The sequence below is a fragment of the Streptomyces sp. SAJ15 genome (assembly GCF_007595705.1).
GTDB lineage: Bacteria > Actinomycetota > Actinomycetes > Streptomycetales > Streptomycetaceae > Streptomyces.
On sequence record NZ_NISY01000016.1, the window covers coordinates 72,102 to 91,316 of the forward strand.

Annotated in this window: 15 protein-coding genes; 7 read left to right on the forward strand and 8 right to left on the reverse strand. The window is 74.5% G+C overall.

The annotated features are described in order from the left end of the window. The first annotated feature begins 95 nt into the window (after nucleotides 1-95). On the forward strand, nucleotides 96-290 hold the full coding sequence (locus tag CD790_RS29785) for a hypothetical protein (RefSeq protein ID WP_144386478.1): 195 nt from the start codon (nucleotides 96-98) through the stop codon (nucleotides 288-290). Nucleotides 291-299: 9 nt separating this feature from the next. Here CD790_RS29785 and CD790_RS29790 read toward each other — a convergent pair whose 3' ends face one another. Both CD790_RS29790 and CD790_RS29795 read right to left on the reverse strand, forming a co-directional pair. After that, nucleotides 300-1,949 (reverse strand): DNA repair helicase XPB, encoded by a 1,650-nt coding sequence (locus CD790_RS29790; protein ID WP_144386479.1) that lies wholly within the window; start codon nucleotides 1,947-1,949, stop codon nucleotides 300-302. An 84-nt stretch (nucleotides 1,950-2,033) separates the two neighbouring features. After that, nucleotides 2,034-4,862 carry a helicase C-terminal domain-containing protein gene (locus CD790_RS29795; protein WP_144386480.1) on the reverse strand — a complete coding sequence of 943 codons (2,829 nt, stop codon included), beginning with the start codon at nucleotides 4,860-4,862 and terminating at the stop codon, nucleotides 2,034-2,036. Between the two features lie 296 nt (nucleotides 4,863-5,158). Between CD790_RS29795 and CD790_RS29800 the strand changes: the two genes are divergently transcribed. Together CD790_RS29800 and CD790_RS29805 are read left to right on the forward strand one after the other, a co-directional pair. Next, nucleotides 5,159-6,622: a hypothetical protein gene (locus CD790_RS29800; protein ID WP_144386481.1), complete on the forward strand. Its 1,464-nt coding sequence runs from the start codon at nucleotides 5,159-5,161 to the stop codon at nucleotides 6,620-6,622. Nucleotides 6,623-6,781: 159 nt separating this feature from the next. After that, nucleotides 6,782-7,456, forward strand: a complete 675-nt coding sequence (locus CD790_RS29805; protein ID WP_144386482.1) for an HAD family hydrolase — start codon at nucleotides 6,782-6,784, stop codon at nucleotides 7,454-7,456. Here CD790_RS29805 and CD790_RS29810 read toward each other — a convergent pair. Continuing rightward, a complete protein-coding gene (locus tag CD790_RS29810) occupies nucleotides 7,384-7,638 on the reverse strand; it encodes a hypothetical protein (protein WP_144386522.1) in 255 nt (84 codons plus the stop codon). The two genes, CD790_RS29805 and CD790_RS29810, sit on opposite strands and share 73 nt — an antisense overlap. Before the next feature lie 245 nt (nucleotides 7,639-7,883). Here CD790_RS29810 and CD790_RS36690 point away from each other — a divergent pair, with 245 nt between their 5' ends. Further along, a complete protein-coding gene (locus CD790_RS36690; RefSeq protein WP_144386483.1) occupies nucleotides 7,884-8,267 on the forward strand; it encodes a cold-shock protein in 384 nt (127 codons plus the stop codon). 221 nt (nucleotides 8,268-8,488) lie between these two features. Here the strand turns inward: CD790_RS36690 and CD790_RS29820 are convergent, their stop codons facing one another. From CD790_RS29820 to CD790_RS29835, 4 genes are read right to left on the reverse strand one after another with little or no spacing between them, the layout of a single operon-like run. Beyond that, nucleotides 8,489-9,334, reverse strand: a complete 846-nt coding sequence (locus CD790_RS29820) for a 1,4-dihydroxy-6-naphthoate synthase (RefSeq protein ID WP_144386484.1) — start codon at nucleotides 9,332-9,334, stop codon at nucleotides 8,489-8,491. Beyond that, the gene (locus tag CD790_RS29825; RefSeq protein WP_260867997.1) at nucleotides 9,327-10,103 is read right to left on the reverse strand and encodes a futalosine hydrolase; all 777 of its coding nucleotides are present in this window, start codon (nucleotides 10,101-10,103) and stop codon (nucleotides 9,327-9,329) included. Before CD790_RS29825 ends, CD790_RS29820 begins: the two co-directional genes overlap by 8 nt. After that, nucleotides 10,073-10,570 carry a hypothetical protein gene (locus CD790_RS29830; protein ID WP_144386485.1) on the reverse strand — a complete coding sequence of 166 codons (498 nt, stop codon included), beginning with the start codon at nucleotides 10,568-10,570 and terminating at the stop codon, nucleotides 10,073-10,075. The genes CD790_RS29825 and CD790_RS29830 overlap by 31 nt, the downstream gene beginning before the upstream one ends. A gap of 26 nt (nucleotides 10,571-10,596) precedes the next feature. After that, complete coding sequence (locus tag CD790_RS29835; RefSeq protein WP_144386486.1) at nucleotides 10,597-12,075, reverse strand: MFS transporter; 1,479 nt, start codon at nucleotides 12,073-12,075, stop codon at nucleotides 10,597-10,599. 317 nt (nucleotides 12,076-12,392) lie between these two features. Here CD790_RS29835 and CD790_RS29840 point away from each other — a divergent pair, with 317 nt between their 5' ends. Further along, a complete protein-coding gene (locus tag CD790_RS29840; RefSeq protein ID WP_144386487.1) occupies nucleotides 12,393-13,298 on the forward strand; it encodes a DUF3027 domain-containing protein in 906 nt (301 codons plus the stop codon). Between the two features lie 461 nt (nucleotides 13,299-13,759). After that, nucleotides 13,760-17,125, forward strand: coding sequence for a sacsin N-terminal ATP-binding-like domain-containing protein (locus tag CD790_RS29845; RefSeq protein WP_144386524.1), 3,366 nt, complete (start codon nucleotides 13,760-13,762; stop codon nucleotides 17,123-17,125). A 325-nt stretch (nucleotides 17,126-17,450) separates the two neighbouring features. On the opposite strand, the gene CD790_RS29850 is transcribed toward CD790_RS29845, so the two are convergent. Beyond that, entirely contained in the window at nucleotides 17,451-18,269 is an 819-nt protein-coding gene (locus CD790_RS29850; protein WP_144386488.1) for an SAM-dependent methyltransferase, read from the reverse strand. A 157-nt stretch (nucleotides 18,270-18,426) separates the two neighbouring features. Between CD790_RS29850 and CD790_RS29855 the strand changes: the two genes are divergently transcribed. Next, nucleotides 18,427-19,200 carry a calcium-binding protein gene (locus CD790_RS29855; RefSeq protein WP_144386489.1) on the forward strand — a complete coding sequence of 258 codons (774 nt, stop codon included), beginning with the start codon at nucleotides 18,427-18,429 and terminating at the stop codon, nucleotides 19,198-19,200. Nucleotides 19,201-19,215 lie beyond the last annotated feature (15 nt).

Sequence of the window (19,215 nt, forward strand, 5' to 3'; positions counted from 1 at the left end):
CGTACCCGCGGATGCCCACGGTCGTACGTCGGCGTCCCACCGGTTACACCGCGAGACCGATGATTCCGCCGGCGCTCGGGACCATCCTTGAAGACATGAGCACCGCAGCCTTCTCCCCCCTGCCGGGCGCCCCGACCAGCGGCGCCACCGCCCTTCGCCCCGAGACCGAGGCGCACCACCGCCATGTGCTGGGCAACGCCCTGCGCGCGGTCAGGGTCTTCGCCACCGCCGCCTTCGGCGTGACGGTCCTCGGTGAGTACGGCGACGACCTGGTCAAGCGCAGGAACTGAGACCCGGCTCTACACGTCCTCGTCCGCCAGCAGCTCGCCCGAGTCCACGATCCGGTAGGCGTAGCCCTGCTCGGCCAGGAACCGCTGGCGGTGCGCCGCGAAGTCCTGGTCGATGGTGTCCCGCGCGACCACCGAGTAGAAGACCGCCGGGTGACCGTCCGCCTTGGGGCGCAGCACCCGGCCCAGCCGCTGGGCCTCCTCCTGGCGGGAGCCGAAGGTGCCGGAGACCTGGATGGCGACGGTCGCCTCCGGGAGGTCGATGGAGAAGTTGGCGACCTTGGAGACCACCAGCACCGAGATCTCGCCCTGCCGGAACGCGTCGAAGAGCTTCTCGCGCTGCGCGTTGGACGTCTCGCCCTTGATGACGGGCGCGTCCAGGTGCTCCCCCAACTCGTCGAGCTGGTCGATGTACTGGCCGATGACGAGCGTCTGCTGACCACGGTGCCGGTCCACCAGCGCCTCGGTGACATGGCGCTTGGAGGCGGTGGTGGCGCAGAAGCGGTACTTCTCCTCCGTCTCGGCGGTGGCGTACGCCAGCCGCTCGGAGTCCGTGAGGTTGACCCGCACCTCGACGCAGTCGGCCGGGGCGATGTAGCCCTGGGCCTCGATCTCCTTCCACGGCGCGTCGAAGCGCTTGGGGCCGATGAGGGAGAAGACGTCGGACTCGCGGCCGTCCTCGCGCACCAGCGTGGCCGTCAGGCCCAGCCGACGGCGGGCCTGGAGGTCGGCGGTGAACTTGAAGACCGGGGCGGGCAGCAGGTGCACCTCGTCGTAGACGATCAGGCCCCAGTCGCGGGAGTCGAAGAGCTCCAGATGCGGGTAGACGCCCTTCCGCTTGGTCGTCAGCACCTGGTACGTGGCGATGGTGACCGGGCGGATCTCCTTCCTCGTCCCGCTGTACTCGCCGATCTCGTCCTCGGTGAGCGAGGTGCGCTTGACCAGCTCGTGCTTCCACTGCCGGGCCGAGACCGTGTTGGTGACCAGGATCAGCGTCGTCGACTTGGCGGTGGCCATCGCGCCCGCGCCCACCAGCGTCTTCCCCGCGCCGCAGGGCAGCACCACGACGCCCGAGCCGCCGTGCCAGAAACCCTCCACGGCCTGCTTCTGGTAGGGCCGCAGCGCCCAGCCGTCCTCACGCAGCTCGATCGGGTGCGCCTCGCCGTCCACATACCCGGCCAGGTCCTCCGCGGGCCAGCCCAGCTTCAGCAGCACCTGCTTGATCTGTCCGCGCTCGGAGGGGTGGACGACCACCGTGTCCGGGTCGATCCGTGCCCCGACCAGCGGCTGGATCTTCCTGGACCGCAGGACCTCCTCCAGCACCGGCCGGTCCGTGGAGTTCAGCACCAGCCCATGGCTCGGGTGCTTGACCAGCGTCAGCCGCCCGTACCGCGCCATCGTCTCGGCGATGTCGACGAGCAGCGCGTGCGGCACCGGGTAGCGCGAGTGCGTGACCAGCGCGTCCACCACCTGCTCGGCGTCGTGCCCGGCCGCCCGCGCGTTCCACAGCCCCAGCGGTGTCACCCGGTAGGTGTGGATGTGCTCCGGTGCCCGCTCCAGCTCCGCGAAGGGCGCGATGGCGCGGCGGCAGGCGTCGGCCTGGTCGTGGTCGACCTCCAGCAGCAGCGTCTTGTCGCTCTGGACGATCAGGGGTCCGTTCACGGGTGTCTCGGCCCTTTCGCTTCGCGTCGTACGGCGGCCAAACATCCAGTGTCCACCATCGGCGGAGTGTTCCGGCCGGACGCGTCAGTCCGCTTCGTCCGCCAGTTCGGCCGCGCCGGTGATCCGGTGCAGCGGGTAGGTGCGGACCTCGTCGGCGGTGTGGTCGTAGGCCGTGACGAAGCCGCCCTCCACGCGGATGGGGGCGATCACGCGCTGGCTGGCGGCGCCGTCGGCGCTGACGTAGCCGATCCAGACGGCGGAGCCGGTGAGGACGGCGGCCTGGACGGTGGCCAGGGTGTCGGCGGCGGTGGTGCGGGGCAGCCCGGTCTCGCTGGTGGCGGCCGCCGGCCGGGCGGCGGAGGTGGGCAGCGGCTTGTGCGGGGTGGTCGCGGCCAGGTCGCCGGCGCGGATGGCGCGGACCGCGGCGCCCAGCAGGGTGTCGTCCGGCAGCGGCGGACCGTCCGGGACGGGGGCCGGGGCGGTGCGCGGCGGGGTGCGGTGCGCGTCGGCCCGGGTGACCACCACATCGCCCTCGGCGGACTCGGCGGCGGGCGCGTAGCCCATCGCGCGCAGCCCGTCGAGCAGCACGTCCGGCGCCACCTGCGCGGCCAGCACGGTCGGCGCGAGACGCCGCAGCCGCAGGGCCACCGAGCGGCGGTCCACGAGGATCTCGGCGAGCAGCGCGTCGTCGTCGCAGCGCAGATACGCGGAGGCCGCGCCGATCCGCAGCCGGCCGTGCTTCCGGGCGACGTCGTCGATCAGGTACGCCAGCGGCTGCGGGACCGGCGTGCGGGAGTGTCGGGCCAGGAAGGCGTGCAGGTCGGACGCCGACCGGCCGGCGTCCAGGGCGCGGCGCACGGACTCCGGGGTGAAGCGGTAGACCGTCGCGCCGCCCTTGGACTCCACCTCCGCCAACACCCCGAGCGTCTCCGCCAGCGGGCGTTCGAGGGGGCCGGGGGCGACGGCGGTCAGGTCGGCCTGGAGCAGCACATGGTCCAGCGGCTGGGGCAGCAGCGGCGCCAGCAGCCGTGCCGCCTCCGCGGCGGCGGCCCCCGCCTGCGCGGAGGTGCCTCCTGTCGTGACCGGGTGCGCGTGCGGGTGCTGGTGCGGATGCGGCGGCAGCGGGCCCAGCAGCGCGCGGCCGTGCGCGGACAGCGCGCCGCGGCCGGTGACGCCCAGCAGCTCCGCCTCGGTCAGCGTCCAGCCCGCGAGGCGCGACCGCAGGTCGTGCGCGGGCCCGGGCTCCCCGGCGGCGGAGCGGGTGGCGGCGGTCGAGGCGTCCGCGCCGGCCCCGCTCGCGGCGGTGCCCGTTTCCGGCGCCGTGCCCATCGCCGGACCCGTCGCCGGCGGGCGGGTCGCGCCCACCGTCGTACGGGCCGCCGCCGCGCCGCGCGGCGGCCGTTCCCACCGGAGCCGTGCCAGCAGCGAGTCGGGCGTCGCGGAGGTGCCGGCGGGCAGGGTGGCGAGGAGTGCCAGGGCCCGGCGGCGGACCTCGGGCGCGGGGGAGCGGTCCAGGTCCGGGCCGAGCGCGGAGAGGGTGCGGCCCTTGGGGTCCCGCCCGCCGACCACGCCCGCCGTACGGGTGGCCGCCAGCCAGGCGGTGGCCAGCGCGGTCCAGCGCTCCGCGGCGGGCAGCGCCAGCCAGTCGTCGTAGGCGGGCGTCGGCGCGTAGCGCTCGTCGATGTCCCCGTCCGAGGCCAGCAGCCCGGCCGCGTACGCCAGCTCGATCCAGAACGCCGCGACCGGCTCGCTCACATCCAGCGCGGTCGCGGTCCGCTTGAGGTCGCGGACGCTCAGCCCGCCCGAGCGCAGCACCAGCGGGCTGCCGGTCTCCCACCGCTTGAGCAGCTCCTCCACGGTGGCCAGCGCGGTGAACGCCTGCCCGGCCGCCGTCGCGTCCACAGCCTGTGGATGGTGTTCTGCGGCGGGCACCAGCGCCGGCGGGACCGGCTCCGGGGTCCGGTGCGCGCGGCCGCCGCGCAGATGAAGGGCGACCTCGCGGGGCAGCACCACGTGCCGGGTCCCCGACGGCAGCAGCAGACCGCGGGCCATCAGCCACTCGACGGGCGCGGAGGGCGAGGCCACGGAGACCTCCCCGTACGGCGGGCCCCAGGCGAGTCGGCCGAGCACGCCCAGCGCCTCCCGCGGCGCCTCGGCGAGCAGCGCGGCCATCCGGGCCCGGTCGCCGAACAGCCCCGACAGCGCGGCCACCGCCGACACCGGGTCGTGGGTCGCGGCCAGCCCGGCGGCGGCGAGTATCTCCTGGAGGCGGCCGGGCGACATGCCCGCCGCGGCCTCCGCGACGGTGGGGCCGAGGCCGGTGGGGGACGGCGCGGACGGGGTCGGGGCGAGTAGCTCACGGGCGGTGCGGACCAGGCGCAGCCGGTCGTCGCCGCCCCAGATGAGCGCCTGGGCGCGCAGGGTGGCCACGGCGCGCGGCAGCGCGGCGGCGATCGCGGCGGTGGAGGCCGCGTCCAGCGCGCCGTCCACGGTGCCTCCGGCGGCGTCCGTGGGGCTTCCGGTGTCCTTCTTCGTGCTCTCGGTGCTCTCGGTGGTGCCGCCGACGGAACCGTCCGTGTCGCCGGCCATCAACGCGTGCAGCGTCTCGTAGGGACACGGGTCCGGCGCCACCGCCAGCGCCTCCGCCGTCTGGAGCGCGAACCGGTCCAGCCGCTCGACGGCCCGCACCACCGAGGCGCGGGTGGCGGCCCGCGTGGCCAGCTGCGTCAGATCGTTGGGGACGGGGTTGAGCAGGTCGGGCCGGGCGCGCAACAGCTCCGTGAGGGCGTCGTCGGGCCGGGCGCGCAGCTCCTCGGCGAGCGTGCGCGGCGCGGTGTCAGCGGTGCGCCCGCCCTCTCGCTCGGTGGCTTTCCGTGGGGGCCGGGAAGTCCGCGAGGCGCGCGAGGTGGTCATTCGATCCACAGTAGCGGGTGATCGGCGACGGGCCCGAGGTCTCGACGGCGATGGATCATGCCCGAGCCACGGCTGACCTGGTACGGGTGAGGTGCGGGGCGTGATCCGGACGAGCGGGTGCGAGGTGCGGGGCACGGTCCCGGCACGGTGCGGAAGGCGCGGCCCCCGGTCGCGCGCGTCCCGGCGCGGCGGGGACGGGCGCGGTACCGTCGATGGGGTTTGGAACGGGTCGCCGTGCTGCTCGGCGCGCTGGCGGTGCGCCCGTCCGCAGGGGCTTTTGGTGGGGGGTCTGTCTGGTGGGGATCGAGAGCGATCGGCTCGTCTACGACTATCTGAGCCGCGTCGGCGACCTGGCTCAGCAGCAGGGCCTGCCCTCCCGCGATCGCATGCGGCTGGTGGCCACCCTGCGTGCCCGGATCGACGAGAGCCGGGCCGGGGCCGGAGCGGGTGGCGACAGCGCGGCCGGCGTCAAGCGCATCCTGGGGCGGCTGGGCACGCCCACGGAGGTCGTGGCCCAGGCGGAGGCGGGGGTACGGGCGCGCGCGGTGTCGCCCCTGGAGCCGGAGGGCGCGCCTCGTGCTGCGGATCCAGGCCCGCGGGGCGTGGCGCCTGCCCCGTCCACCACCTCCGACGGTGGGTCCGACGGTGGGCCCGTACGGCCGGCTTCGGGATCGGTCGCGACGTCGAAGGTGGCGGGGCGGGCCGGTGTGACGGCGGAAGCGGGACGGACCTCGGCCCACGCGTCGGCCGTGCCGCGCGGTGCGGCCGACGCGGCGGGGTCGGCCGCCACCCCGGACGCGTCCGGGCGGTACGACGCGCAGCCGCGGTACGACGCCGCGCCGGCCCGGGCCCCGGAGCCGCCCACTGTCCCCGCGCCCGCCGGGCCCACGAGCCCCATCGGCCCCGCCGCGCCGACGGCGCCGCGCGAGAGCGCCGAGTCGGAGGCGTCCGGTGGGATGCGGAAGGCGGGGCGTACGGCGCGGGAGCGGCTGGCGGGGCTGGCCGAGCGCAGTGGGCTGGGCGGGAAGGTCGTGCCCCCGCGGGAGGGTGCCGCCCCGGTGCCGGCGGCCGGAGTCGACGCCCCGCGGACCGCCTCGCCGCCGCACCTGGCCGGTGAGGACGAGCTGAGCTCGCGGGAGTCCAACCCCGACTGGTGGCGGACGGAGGCGGGGCCGTTCTCGCCCCGCGAGGACGTGCCGTTCGGCCAGGTGGACGGGTTCACCGGTGGCATCGAGCTTCCCGAGCTGCTCAAGCCGCCGTCGGAGCAGCGGGAGAAGCCCGAGCGGGAGGCCGAGGCGGAGGCGGCGGCCGGGGCCGGCGACGGCGCATCGGACGGTCGGTCCACGGGCGGCGGCCGCCGCGGGCTGTTCCGCCGCGTCCTGCGGCGCCGCGCCGCCAAGGCCGACGGCGCCCCGCGCGGCAGCCTCGGCCCGCTCCTGCTGCTGGCCGTCGCCCTCCTCGTCGCGGGCGCCGTCATGGCCAACGTGCTGGTCCTCGCCTTCGGCTGGCTGATCGCGTACTACACGCCGCGGCTCACCCCCGGCGAGCGCAAAGCGGCCGTGTTCGGCGTTCCGGGCACGGTCGCCTTCGGCGCGATGGTCTGGCTCTGGGGGCGGCTGAACGAGCGTTGGGGCGAGCCGATCCCGGAACACGGGCTCGGCGACGCCGTCCAGGACGCCTGGCCCGTCGTCGTCCGCGCCGCGGCCGTCGCCTCGGCCCTCTTCCTGATCTGGCGCGCCCGACGCCGCGCCCCGTCCTGACCGCCGTTTCGGGGACGCGGGGCTCGCGGCGCTCATGACGGTCGCGGAGACCGGCATGAGCGCCGCGGGCTACCCGCACTGTCAGGGCACGGCACACCCGCGCTGTCGAGAGGCATGGCACAACCCGCCCCCTCTCGGGGCCACGGCACAATGGCCGGCATGGCTGCGCACCCGTTCACGGTCGGTTTCGATCTCGATATGACGCTCATCGACTCGCGCCCCGGCATCAAGGCCGCCTATCTGGAGCTCACCGCCCGCACCGGTATCCCCATCGACGCCGAGCTCGCGATCACCCGGCTCGGTCCGCCGCTGGAGCAGGAGCTGGCCCACTGGGTCCCCGCCGAGCGCGTCGACGAGGTGGCCGATCTCTACCGGGCGCTCTACCCGCGGCACGCGATAGCCCCCAGCCTCGCGATGCCCGGCGCCCGGGAGGCCGTCGCCGCCGTGCGGCGGCTGGGTGGGCGGGCCATCGTGGTGACCGCCAAGCACGAGCCCAACGCCAAGCTGCACCTGAGCCACCTGGGCATCGAGGCGGACGCCGTCATCGGCTGGCTGTGGGCGGAGGCCAAGGCGGAGGCGCTGCGCGAGCACGGCGCCAGCGTGTACGTGGGCGACCACACCGGGGACGTGCGCGGAGCCCGCACCGCCGGGGCGCACTCGGTCGCCGTGTCCACCGGGCCCTGCGAGGCGGACGAGCTGCGAGCGGCGGGCGCCGATGTGGTGCTGCCCGACCTGACCGCGTTCCCGGAGTGGCTGGAACGCTACGCGGAGGGCCCCGAGGCCGTCGCCGGCTCCGTCGCCCCGGAGGACCGCGCCGCCACCGACCTGGCCTGACGGCGCTGCGCCCCGATCGACCGGAACACGCCCGCCGCGGCGATCATGAAGCCGACCCCCATCAACATGCTGACCAGGTAGGCGGCGGTGGGCAGCGGGTCCGAGCCCAGCAGCAGCGGGGCGACGGTGGCCAGGGTGGCCACCGCGCCGATCACGAAGACGATGGTCCCGGCCTGGACCAGCCGGTCGCCGGGGCCTGGTCCGGGACGGTCGACCCGGCCCGCGGGGGCGGTACGCCGAGGAAGAGGTGTGTCGCTCACCGCTCCAGGGTAGGTGGCTTTCAGAAGCGCGTAGGAACCACCCGGGTACGTCTTGTCACCAGGCTCCGGACCATTAGCCTTGGTGGTGGCGGGTCTGACGACCCGCTGTAGTGCTGTCCAGAGCTGTTTTCCGTGATCCGACGAGTGACGAGGACGAGGACAAAGACGTGCCTACCGGCAAGGTCAAGTGGTTCAACAGTGAGAAGGGCTTCGGCTTCCTCTCCCGTGACGACGGCGGTGACGTCTTCGTGCACTCCTCAGTGCTCCCGGCAGGCGTCGACTCGCTGAAGCCAGGCCAGCGCGTCGAGTTCGGTGTCGTCGCCGGGCAGCGCGGTGACCAGGCGCTGAGTGTGAACGTTCTCGACCCGGCCCCCTCCGTCGCGGCCGCGCAGCGGCGCAAGCCGGACGAGCTGGCGTCGATCGTGCAGGACCTGACCACGCTGCTGGAGAACGTCACCCAGCAGCTGGAGCGCGGCCGGTACCCGGACAAGGCGCACGGCTCCAAGATCGCGGGCATGCTGCGCGCGGTCGCCGACCAGCTGGACGTCTGAGCGGGCGTCTCGCGGACCTCCGGCGTGGTCCGGCGCGCCGCCCGGAGCGTCCTTGATCGGTCGACGAACCGTCGACGGTTGATCGCTTTCAGCGCCGACCACGTCTAGTGCGGCTACCGCATCCGTACCAAGCCCGGTGATCACTCATCCCGGTGATCACCGGGGCCGAACGGGCGAATCCTCGAAGGCGCGACGCCGACCAGGCGAGGGCGCGGCGGCGATCAGACGAAACCGAGCGCGTCCCGGCTGAGGGGCGGCACCAGCCCCTCGGCCGCCGCACGCGTCAGCAGCCCGCGCACCGCGGCGTAGCCGGACTCGCCGAGGTCCGCGGTGAACTCGTTCACGTACAGCCCGATGTGCTGGTCGGCGACGGCCGGGTCCATCTCCTGCGCGTGCGCGAGCACATACGCGCGCGAGGCCTCGGGGTCGTCCCACGCCATGCGCACCGAGGTGCGGGCCGCCTCCGCCAGCGCGCGCAGCCGCTCCGAGCCCAGCGCACGCTTGGCGATGATCGCGCCGAGCGGGATCGGCAGCCCGGTGGTGGACTCCCAGTGCTGGCCCATGTCGGCGAGGCAGTGCAGCCCGTAGTCCCGGTAGGTGAAGCGGGCCTCGTGGATCACCAGCCCGGCGTCCACCTTCCCGTCCCGTACGGCGGGCATGATCTCGTGGAACGGCAGCACCACCACGTTGCCCACGCCGTCCGACAGGGTGTCCGCGGCCCACAGTCGGAACAGCAGATACGCCGTGGAGCGCTCGCTGGGCACCGCGACCGTCTTGCCGGTGAGCTCGACGCCCGGCTCGCGGGTCAGCACCAGCGGCCCGCAGCCGCGCCCCAGCGCCCCGCCACACGGCAGCAGCGCGTAATCGTCCAGCACCCAGGGCAGCACCGCGTACGACACCTTCAGGACGTCGTACTCGCCGCGCACCGCCATCCCGTTGGTGATGTCGATGTCGGCGAAGGTGACATCGAGGGCGGGGGCTCCGGGCACCTTGCCGTGCGCCCACGCGTGGAAGACGAAGGTGTCGTTCGGACAGGGCGAGTAAGCGATCTTCAGCGACTCAGTCATCGGTCTCTCCGTGCCTCCCCGGCTCTTTCCAGCCCTCGATCACGGGAACGAGTCCGCCGAACGCGGTGGCCAACGCGTCCAGCGCCGCTCCGATCCGCCATGCCGCGCGGTCCCGCGGCCCCACCGCGTTGGACACCGCCCGCACCTCCAGCACCGGCAGCCCGTGCGCGGCGGCCGCCTCGGCCACCCCGAACCCCTCCATCGCCTCGGCCGCCGCGTCCGGGTGGCGCGCCAGCAGCGCGGCCGCCCGCTCGGCGCTGCCGGTGACGGTGGAGACGGTGAGCACGCTCCCGCGCGCCGCGCCGGTCGCCTCGGCGGCGGCCGCCGCCAGCGCGGGCGGCGGACAGTGGGTCACGGTGCCGAAGCCCAGCTCCGCGACGGAGGCGAAGCCGTCGGCGGTCTCGGCGCCCAGATCGGCGGCGACGATCGTGTCGGCGACCACCAGCGAACCCACCGGGGCGCCCGGGAAACCGCCGCCGATGCCGGCGGAGACGACCAGGGCGTAGCCGGTGCCGCGGGCGGCCGCGGAGGCCAGCGCGGTGGCGGTGGCGGCGGCCGCGGCCGCGGGGCCGACCCCGCCTTCGATCACCACGAAGCCCCGACCCGTGCCCCCGGCGTCCGGGAGGGTCGGGCCGCCGGTCGGCGAGGCGTCGACGGGGCACGCGCTCGCGCCCACGCCGCGCACCACGGCATCCCGCTCGGCGGCTACCGCGGTGACGACGAGGATCCGGCCGTCCGTCAGGACTCCTGCTTGAGGTTGAAGTGCCACAGGCCCTTGGGGCCGCTCTCACCGGCCTCGACGACGGTCAGCGTGACCTCCTTGAGCGGGATGAGCTGCCCCGTCTCGTCCTGGCGGACGAAGAGCAGGTCGGAGTCGAAGCTCCGGTAGGTGGCCTTGGTGTCGTCCACCACCACCCGGCCGCCGGCGACCAGCGTCCAGCCGGACTCGGCGATCTCCGGGTCCACGCCGACGCGCACCTTCTCACCGCTGTGCACGGTGAGGGTCCTGGCGCCTTCCCTGTTCAGGCAGGCGCGCCACTTCTTCTCCTCAAGGGCCTTGCCGTCGGTGTAGCAGCCCTTGGTGGCCTCGGTGGTCTTCGAGGTGGAACCGACCGTCACCGTCGCAAGCGGGGTCGGCTTGTCGCAGGCGGTGAGGGCGACAAGCCCGAGAGTCACGGCACCGACGGCGGCAGCGGCACGTCGGCCCTTGCCCCGGGAAAACAACGCAGCGGTCATGTCGGCAGGCTATCTGGCCGCCGGGTTCACGCCACGCGGGGGTGCGGCGTGCCGCGCCGACCGGCCGCCAGCAGCCCCCGTACGGTCGTCGCCGTGCCCAGCGCGATCACCCCCGCGGCGACCGACATCCCGAGCACGCCGTTGAGCGGCAGCGCGATGCCGACGGCTCCGCCCACCACCCAGGACAGCTGCAGGGTGGTCTCGGAACGGGAGAACGCCGAGGTGCGCACCGTTTCCGGCACGTCCCGCTGGATCAGCGCGTCCAGCGACAGCTTCACCAGCGCCTGGGAGATGCCGGCGGTCGCCGCGACCACGGCCACCAGCACCGTGGAGTACAGCGCGGCGGACGCCGCCAGAACGCCCAGCGCCGTGCTGAGGACGACGGCGATGATCCGCTCCGGACCGCGCGATTTCAGCCATGCTCCGATCGCCGTGCCCAGGGCGTTGCCGCCGCCCGCCGCCACCGCCACGATGCCCAGTGACACCTCCGGACTCAGGCCGTTCATCGGGTGCTCGCGGAGCAGGAAGGCCAGGAAGAGGGTGAGGAAGCCGGAGAGGCACTTCACCGAGGCGCACGCCTGGAGCGCGTGCAGCACCGAGGGGCCGACCGTGCGCAGCCCCGGCCGCCTGGCCTTCTCGGTGCTGCTGGTGGCCTTGCCGGTGCCGGCCCGGTGCATCGCGTGCGGCAGGTGCAGATGGTGTTCGCCCGAGGTCAGCTGGGCGCGGGCCTCACCCTTGGCCGAGTCGACCTTGTGCGGCAGCGTGAACGACAGAAAGGTCCCCGCCGCGAACACCACGAACGCCCCGTACAGCGGCCAGCCCGGGCCGATCTGGTGCAGCCCGGCGCCCAGCGGGGCGGCGATGCCGGTGGCCAGCAGCCCGGCCAGGGTCACCCGTGAGTTCGCCTTCACCAGCGAGAAGCGCTGCGGCAACAGGCGTGGCACCACGGCGGAGCGCACGACCCCGTACGCCTTGGAGGCCACCAGCACGCCCAGCGCCGCCGGATACAGCTCCAGCCCCCCGCCGGCCACCGCCCCCGCCATCGTCAGCGCCAGCAGCGCCCGGGTCAGCATCGATCCGGCCATCGCCGCCCGACGGCCGTGCGGCACCCGGTCCAGCAGCGGGCCGATGACCGGCGCGAGCAGCGCGAAGGGAGCCATCGTGATGGCCAGGTAGAGCGCCACCCGGCCGCGAGCCTGGTCGGTGGGGACCGAGAAGAAGACCGTGGACGCCAGCGCGATGGTGATCATCATGTCGCCCGCGGAGTTCACCGCGTGCAGCTCGATCAGCTTGCCCAGCCCGGATTCACCCGCGCCGTGGGCGTGGGTGGCGCGCCGGATGGAGCGGCCCGTGAACGCGAACGGATGCCGGATCACCCGGCCGAGGGTCCGGAAGACTCCCGGCCGCCGGGGCTCGTCACTGGAGCTGACGTTCTTCCTCACCCGACGTGCCACCCGGAGTGTCACCCGACCTTTCACCCGCCTCGCGCCGGCCCATCGCCCCATGGTCCCGCCAACCCGGCGCGGGAGTGCGGCTTTGCGGCCTCTTTCCGGTCGCGAGCCGCCGCGAGGTCGGACTTCGTCGTGGACGGGGTAGGGATGGCAGCGCTGAACAAGGTAGCGTGCGTAACGCGCCACCGGCGGTCGTTCTTGGCCACGCCCCCAGTCACTATCCCGCAGAATGGGACGTGAGGGTGCGCCCGAGGCCGACCGGGCGCGGACGTCGACGCGGTCCCATGGTCCGCTCCGTCCGTCTCCCCGGCCGCAGGGCTGGCGCACTCGTGAGACGGCGTAGGAGAGAATCGATTCTTGTGAGTGCTGCGATGCGAAGCCGTACCCCGGACCGTCTGTGCGCCGAGGCAGTCGAACTCGCCCGCGAGGCGGCGCAGCAAGCGGCGCTCCCCGGAGAGGTCGGGGAGCACGTCGGCGTCGTCGCCGACGGGGACCGCGTCGTCACGCACCTCTTCGAGTGCAGGGAGCCCGGCTACCGCGGCTGGCGCTGGGCCGTGACCGTCGCCCGCGCCTCCCGCGCGAAGGTGGTCACCCTCGACGAGACCGTGCTGCTCCCCGGCGACGACGCACTGCTGGCCCCCGAGTGGGTGCCGTGGAGCGAGCGGCTGCGCCCCGGCGACCTGGGCCCCGGTGACCTGCTGCCCACCCAGGCCGACGACCTGCGCCTGGAGCCCGGCTTCACCGGCGAGGACGCCCCGCCGCCGAACGCGGTGGTCTCCGAGGAGATGGAGCAGCTCGCGGCGGCCGAGGACGCCGAGGTCACCGCCGGCTCGCCCGCCACCCAGCCCACCACCCCGGCCCGCGGCAGCATCGCCGCCCTGGCCGAGGAGCTCGGCATGCGCCGCGCCCGGGTGCTCTCCCGCTACGGCCTGCACACCGCCGCCGATCGCTGGGACGAGTCCTACGGCGCCAAGACCCCCATGGCCCAGGCCGCCCCCGCGTCCTGCGTGACCTGCGGTTTCCTGGTTCCCCTGGCCGGCTCCCTGCGCCAGGCGTTCGGCGTCTGCGCCAACGAGTTCAGCCCCGCCGACGGCCGGGTCGTCTCCCTCACCTACGGCTGCGGCGGCCACTCCGAGGCCGCCGTCATGCCCAAGCCGCCGCGCCCCGCGCAGCCCGTCATCGACGAGACGGTCGTCGAGCCGATGCCGCTGCACCCCGACCGCACCGGCGGATCCGTGGAGCCGGGGGCTCCGCAGGAGGAGCTGGGCCACTCCTGACGCGCGCCGGCCCGCGGCCTGCCCCGCTCCGACCTGAGCGCCGAGCCTGGCGGGGTGCATGGCCGGATGCCGGGTGCCGGTCTCGTCTCGCGCCTTCGGCGCACAGCGGCAGCGGTGAGAGCGGGGGAGGGCCTTTCGCCGTTTCCGGGCGGCGGCGCCGGGGTCGTCTGCCGGGGTCGTACGTAGTCGTCTGCCGTGGTCGTTCGGGCGCCGTGCGGCCTTCGCGGCGGAGAAGGAGACCCTGCCCGGAATCGGTTGTCCTGATGCTTGCTCTGGGACAAGTTTTTCTGCGGGAAGGTGTCCGCTTCCGGTGGCCGACGCGGGTCGGGTGGAGGCAGGGCCAGCGCGAGCGCAGGATCGAGATGGCGGTACGTTCGCCGCATGCAGTCGCGCGGGCGTACCCGTGCGGCGAAACGGATGCAGCGGCCAGGACCCGGAGGCGAAACGTGAGCAGCACGGCGATGGTGCGAGGCGCGGCCGAGGACGCGGACCCGTTCGGGACCGCGCGGCTGCGGCGCGGCGTGCTGGACGCGTGGTCCGCGTCGCCCGCCCGGTTCCGCGAGGACGCCAACGCCGAGGAGGACCTGGCGCTCGGCGGCTACCGCGACCGACTGGTGGTGGAGCTCGCCCAGAACGCCTCGGACGCCGCCGCCCGGGCCGGCGTCCCCGGCCGGCTGCGGCTCACCCTGCACCCCGCGACGGGGGACGACCCCGCCGCCCTCGCGGCCGCCAACACCGGCGCCCCGCTGGACGCCGCGGGCGTGGAGTCGCTGGCCACCCTGCGGGCCTCCGCCAAGCGGGACGACGCGGCGGCGGACCTCGCCGTCGGCCGCTTCGGCGTCGGCTTCGCGGCGGTGCTCGCGGTGAGCGACGAGCCCGCCGTCGTGGGCCGCACCGGCGGCGTGCGCTGGTCGCTGGCGGAGGCCCGGGAGCTGGCCCGGGGCGCCGCCGAGGCCAGCTCGGGGCTGGCGGACGAGCTGCGCCGCCGCGAGGACCATGTGCCGCTGCTGCGCCTGCCGCTGCCCGCCGAGGGCACCGCCCCGGAGGGCTATGACACCGTCGTGGTGCTGCCCCTACGGGACGCCGCCGCCGAGGATCTGACGCAGCGTCTACTCGCCGCCGTCGACGACGCGCTGCTGCTCACCCTGCCCGGACTGACCGAGGTGGTCGTCGCCACCCCGCAGTCCGTACGGACGCTGCGCCGCCGCCAGGACGGGCCGTACGCGGTCGTCGAGGACGAGACCGTTCCCGCCGGCGCCGCCGCCGTGACCGCGGTGCGGCGTTGGCGCACCGAGCGGGCCGGCGGGCGGCTGGAGCCGGAGCTGCTGGCCGACCGGCCGGTGGAGGAGCGGCTGCGCCCGGCGTGGTCGGTGACCTGGGCGGTGCCGGTGGACGCCGCGGGCGAGCCGGTGCGGCCGGAGACGGCCCCGGTGGTGCACGCGCCCACCCCCACCGACGAGGCGCTGGGCGTACCGGCCCTGCTGATCGCGTCCTTCCCGCTGGAGCCCACCCGCCGTCACGCGGCGCCGGGTCCGCTCACCGACTTCCTGCTGGCGCGGGCCGGTGAGGCGTACGCGGGCCTGCTGCGCGAATGGCACCCGGTGAGCACCGGAACGCTCGACCTGGTTCCGGGCCCGCTGGGGAAGGGCGAGCTCGACGGGCGGCTGCGCCAGGAGATCCTGCGCCATCTGCCCCATGTCCCCTTCCTGCCCAGCGCCGCGGCGCCGGCCGCGGCCGGCGACGAAACCGGCCGCGAGCTGTGGCCCGAGAGCGGGGACGCCTGGACCACCGGCCCGGCCGAGCCCGCCACGGCACCCCCGGCCCCGGAGGCGCCGGGCCTCCCCGGCGGCGCCGCCCCTGAGTGGGAGCCGCTGCCCGTCGGCGCGGGCGGCGAGCCGATCGCGCTGCGCCCGCGGGACGCGGAGCTCGTGGAGGGCGCGGGCGCGGAGACCGTACGGGTGCTGGCCGAGCTCTTCCCGGGGCTGCTGCCCGCCGGGCTGGAGCGCCGGCCGGGCCTGCGGGTGCTGGAGGTGGCGCGGGTCCCGCTGGGTGAGGTCATCGACCGGCTGGCGGGCGTGGAGCGTTCGCCGGCGTGGTGGTGGCGGCTGTACGACTCGCTGGCCGGAGTGGACCCGGACCGGCTGAGCGGGCTGCCGGTGCCGCTGGCGGACGGGCGTACCACCGTCGGCCCGCGGCAGGTGCTGCTGCCGCTGCCGGGCGCCGAGGAGGAGATGGCGGCGCCGGCCGGCCCGGACGGGAGCGTCGAGCCGGACACCGAGGCCACGCCCCGCCACCAGGCGCTGGCCCGGCTCGGGCTGAAGGTCGCGCACCCCGACGCCGCCCATCCGCTGCTGGAGAAGCTCGGCGCGACCCCGGCCACCCCGCGGGCGGTGCTGACCACCCCTCAGGTGCGGGCCGCCGTCGCCGCCTCGCTCGACGACGAGGAGCGCTGGGACGAGGCCGAGGACGGCCTGGACGCGTACGAGCTGGCGGAGACCGTACTGGGGCTGGTGCGCGACGCCCAGCTCGCGCCCGGCGACGAGCCGTGGCTGGCGGCGCTGGCGCTGCCGGACGACGAGGGCGAGCTGGCCCCCGCCGGGGAACTGGTCTTCCCGGGCAGCGACTTCGAATGGGTGATCCGCGAGGGCGAACTGCCGCCGTGCGACCCGGAGCTCGCCGCCCGCTGGGGCGAGCAGCCGCTGGCGGCGGTCGGCGTGCTGGCCGGGTTCACCCTGGTGCGCGCCGCCGACGTGGTGCTGGACCCGGACGAGCTGGAGCCGCGGGACGGGGACTGGGCGGAGCCGGACGACGCGGGGCTGCTGGACGCGGTGGACGTGTGGTGCGAGGACGTCCTGGACCGGCTGCCGGAGAGCCCGGTGCCACCGGTGGCCACCGAGCTCGTCGCCGTGCGGGACCTGGACCTGGTGGCGGACGACGCCTGGCCGCAGGCGCTGGCGATGCTCGCCAAGCCGCCGCTGCGGGACGCGCTCACCACCCCGGTGCGGGTGCTGCTGCCGGACGGCACGACGGAGACGGTGCGCCCGTACACCGCCTGGTGGCTGCGCGGCCACCCGGTGCTGGAGGGGCGGCGGCCGGCCGGCCTCCGGGCGGCCGGGAGCGACCCGCTGCTGGAGGGGCTGTACGAGCCGGCGGACGCGACCGGCTTCGACGACGAGCAGGTGCTGCGCGCGCTGGGTGTGCGCACCTCGGTGGCGGCGCTGCTGGACGAGCCGGGCGGCGCGGCCGAACTGCTGGCCCGGCTGGCCGACCCGGCCCGCGAGGTGACGGCCGCTCAGTTGCACGCCCTTTACGGGCTGCTGGCCGATCTCGACCCGGAGCAGGTCACCCTGCCGGACGAACTGCGGGCCGTGGTCGACGGCGAGGTGCGGGTGGTGGACGCGGCGGAGGCGCTGGTCGCCGACGCGCCGGACCTCCTTCCGCTGGCCACCGGGCGGGCGCTGCTGCCGGTGCGGCCCGCGCGCGCGGCGGAGCTGGCGGAGCTGTTGCAGGTGCGGCGGTTGAGCGAGGCGTTCGCGCACGCCCCGGTGGACGGCGAGGGCGAGCTCCGGGACGTCCCGGACGCGGTCCGGGTGCTGCTGCCGGGCGCGCCCGACTCCTACGTCGAGCACGAGGAGCTCGTTGTCGACGGGGTCGCCCTCGACTGGCGACGCACCCCCGACGGCGTGCTGCACGCCGCCACCCTCGAAGGCGTCGCCGCGGGGCTGGCCTGGGCGGCCGGCCACTGGCACCGCCGCTTCGAGGCCGCGGCCCTCCTGGAGGACCCCACCCGCACCGAGGAGCTCTCCCGCGACCGCTGGTTCGACTGACCCGCCGTCAAGCGGCGGATCCACCCGAGGATCCGCCGCGACGGCAAGCCCCAGACGGCGAGGGGCCTCCCCGATCCGCCGCGACGGCGAGAACCTACGACGACAGGGTCCGGCGGCATGGCAACCGACCGCCACCACCGACGAGGGGCCCTGCCCGATCCGCCGCGACTGCGAGAACCCAAGACGACAGCGTCCGGCGGCATGACAACCGACCGCCACCATCGGCGAGGGCGCCTCCTCCCACCCGTCGCGACGGCGAGAGCGCCGTTTCCACGACCCCTCGCCGGGAGGCGGCCCGGCCCGCAGGCGGCCCGGCCCGGAGGCGTCACGATTTGCGGGCCACCCCCGCGAACAGGTCGATCTTCGTCTTGGCGAGCTCCTCCGGGTCCTCGTCGGGTTCCGGGCGCCAGCAGTGGGCCATCTGGACGCCGGGTTCGATCAGTTCCAGGCCGTCGAAGAAGCGGACGACCTGGTCGAGCGGGCGGCCGACGACGGTCATGCCGCCCTTGCGGTAGAGCTCGGTGACCCGCTCGATGATCTTCGGATCGGAGCCGAGGGCGGTGTGCGAGAGGACGAGATAGCTGCCGGGCACGAGGGCGTCGACCAGCTCGGCGACGATGCCGTAGGGGTCGGCCTCGTCGGCGAAGAAATGCATCACGGCGTTGAGGGAGAGGGCCACGGGCCGGCTCAGATCGAGGGCCTCGCGCAGCTCGGGCGCCTCGATGATCGACCGCGGCCTGCCGAGATCGGCGTGCACGAAGGCGGTGCGGCCCTCGGGCGTGCTGCGCAGCAGGGCGGTGGCGTAGGTGAGCACGATGGGGTCGTGGTCCACGTAGACGACTCTGGCGTCCGGGGCCAGACTCTGCGCGATCTGGTGGAGGTTGGGCTCCGTGGGGATGCCGGTGCCGATGTCGAGGAACTGTCGGATGCCGGCTTCGGCGGCGAGCCAGCGCGTGGCGCGCTGCATGAAGTCCCGGTTGGTCCGGGCGATCAGCCGGATCTCGGGCCAGACGGCGATGACGCCCTCGGCGGCCCGCTGGTCGACCTCGTAGTGGGTCTTGCCGCCCAGGTAGTAGTCGTACATCCGGGCGGAGTGCGGCTTGCTGGTGTCGATCTCTTCCGCGCGTAACCCGTAACTAGTCATGTTCGGAAGGCTACGTGAAAACCATGGTCAAGTTCGGCCCCGTTGAATCCTGTTGAGTATGGAGCTTCCGGGGCCGTTGTGGGTAATGAGTGAAGATCGTACTCTTGTTCCGCTCTGGCTTCGCGATGCGAAGCCTCATCATTCTGTGGGGGAATAGATGCGCAAGCGCACCTCGCTCGCCGTACTCACCGCCGCCTCCGCGGCGGTGGCCACCGTCGGACTCGCCGCCCCGGCGGCCCAGGCGGATGGTTACGGCGACACGGCGATCACCAAGGTGGTCGTCAACGGCGGCAAGAGCGTCGTCGTGGGCACCAGCGGTGCCAAGAAGTTCACGGTCTCGGTGACGGCGAAGGACAACTCCGGCATCAAGAAGGCCGAGATCAACCTGCACGGCCCGGCGTCCGGCTTCGAGCAGCCGACCTCCAAGGTCACCTGCAAGGCGGACAACGCCACCACCTCGACCTGCTCGGCCACCTTCGTGGTGGACCCGAAGGTCGACCTGTACGACAACAAGCTCGCCGGCACCTGGTACGTCTACGCGTGGGTGGACGCCACGGACGGCGACTTCTACACCAGCGAGAAGGTCGGCTCCTTCAAGCTGCAGCGTGAGTCCAAGCTGACGGTCAACGCCTCCCCGGAGCCGGTGAAGAAGGGCAAGACCCTCACCGTCACCGGCAAGCTGACCCGCGCCCACTGGGACGTCTTCGGCGACAACAAGTGGGTCGCGCACGGCAACCAGTCCGTGAAGCTGGAGTTCCGCAAGAAGGGCACCAAGACCTTCACCTCCGTCAAGACGGTGAAGAGCGCCTCCAACGGCGCCCTGAAGACGACGGTCAAGGCGTCGGTGGACGGCGACTGGCGCTTCAACTACGCCGGCAACACCAGCCACTCGGCGGTCGCCTCCGCGGTGGACTTCGTCGACGTGCGCTGAGACGCGCGCTGAGCT

What these genes read in the sequence shown, in the direction of transcription:
- CD790_RS29785 (WP_144386478.1), top strand. Translation starts at nt 96, where the DNA reads ATGAGCACCGCAGCCTTCTCCCCCCTGCCGGGCGCCCCGACCAGCGGC.
- CD790_RS29795 (WP_144386480.1), bottom strand. Translation starts at nt 4,862, where the DNA reads ATGACCACCTCGCGCGCCTCGCGGACTTCCCGGCCCCCACGGAAAGCC.
- CD790_RS29805 (WP_144386482.1), top strand. Translation starts at nt 6,782, where the DNA reads ATGGCTGCGCACCCGTTCACGGTCGGTTTCGATCTCGATATGACGCTC.
- CD790_RS29820 (WP_144386484.1), bottom strand. Translation starts at nt 9,334, where the DNA reads ATGACTGAGTCGCTGAAGATCGCTTACTCGCCCTGTCCGAACGACACC.
- CD790_RS29830 (WP_144386485.1), bottom strand. Translation starts at nt 10,570, where the DNA reads ATGACCGCTGCGTTGTTTTCCCGGGGCAAGGGCCGACGTGCCGCTGCC.
- CD790_RS29835 (WP_144386486.1), bottom strand. Translation starts at nt 12,075, where the DNA reads ATGGGGCGATGGGCCGGCGCGAGGCGGGTGAAAGGTCGGGTGACACTC.
- CD790_RS29840 (WP_144386487.1), top strand. Translation starts at nt 12,393, where the DNA reads ATGCGAAGCCGTACCCCGGACCGTCTGTGCGCCGAGGCAGTCGAACTC.
- CD790_RS29845 (WP_144386524.1), top strand. Translation starts at nt 13,760, where the DNA reads ATGGTGCGAGGCGCGGCCGAGGACGCGGACCCGTTCGGGACCGCGCGG.
- CD790_RS29850 (WP_144386488.1), bottom strand. Translation starts at nt 18,269, where the DNA reads ATGACTAGTTACGGGTTACGCGCGGAAGAGATCGACACCAGCAAGCCG.
- CD790_RS29855 (WP_144386489.1), top strand. Translation starts at nt 18,427, where the DNA reads ATGCGCAAGCGCACCTCGCTCGCCGTACTCACCGCCGCCTCCGCGGCG.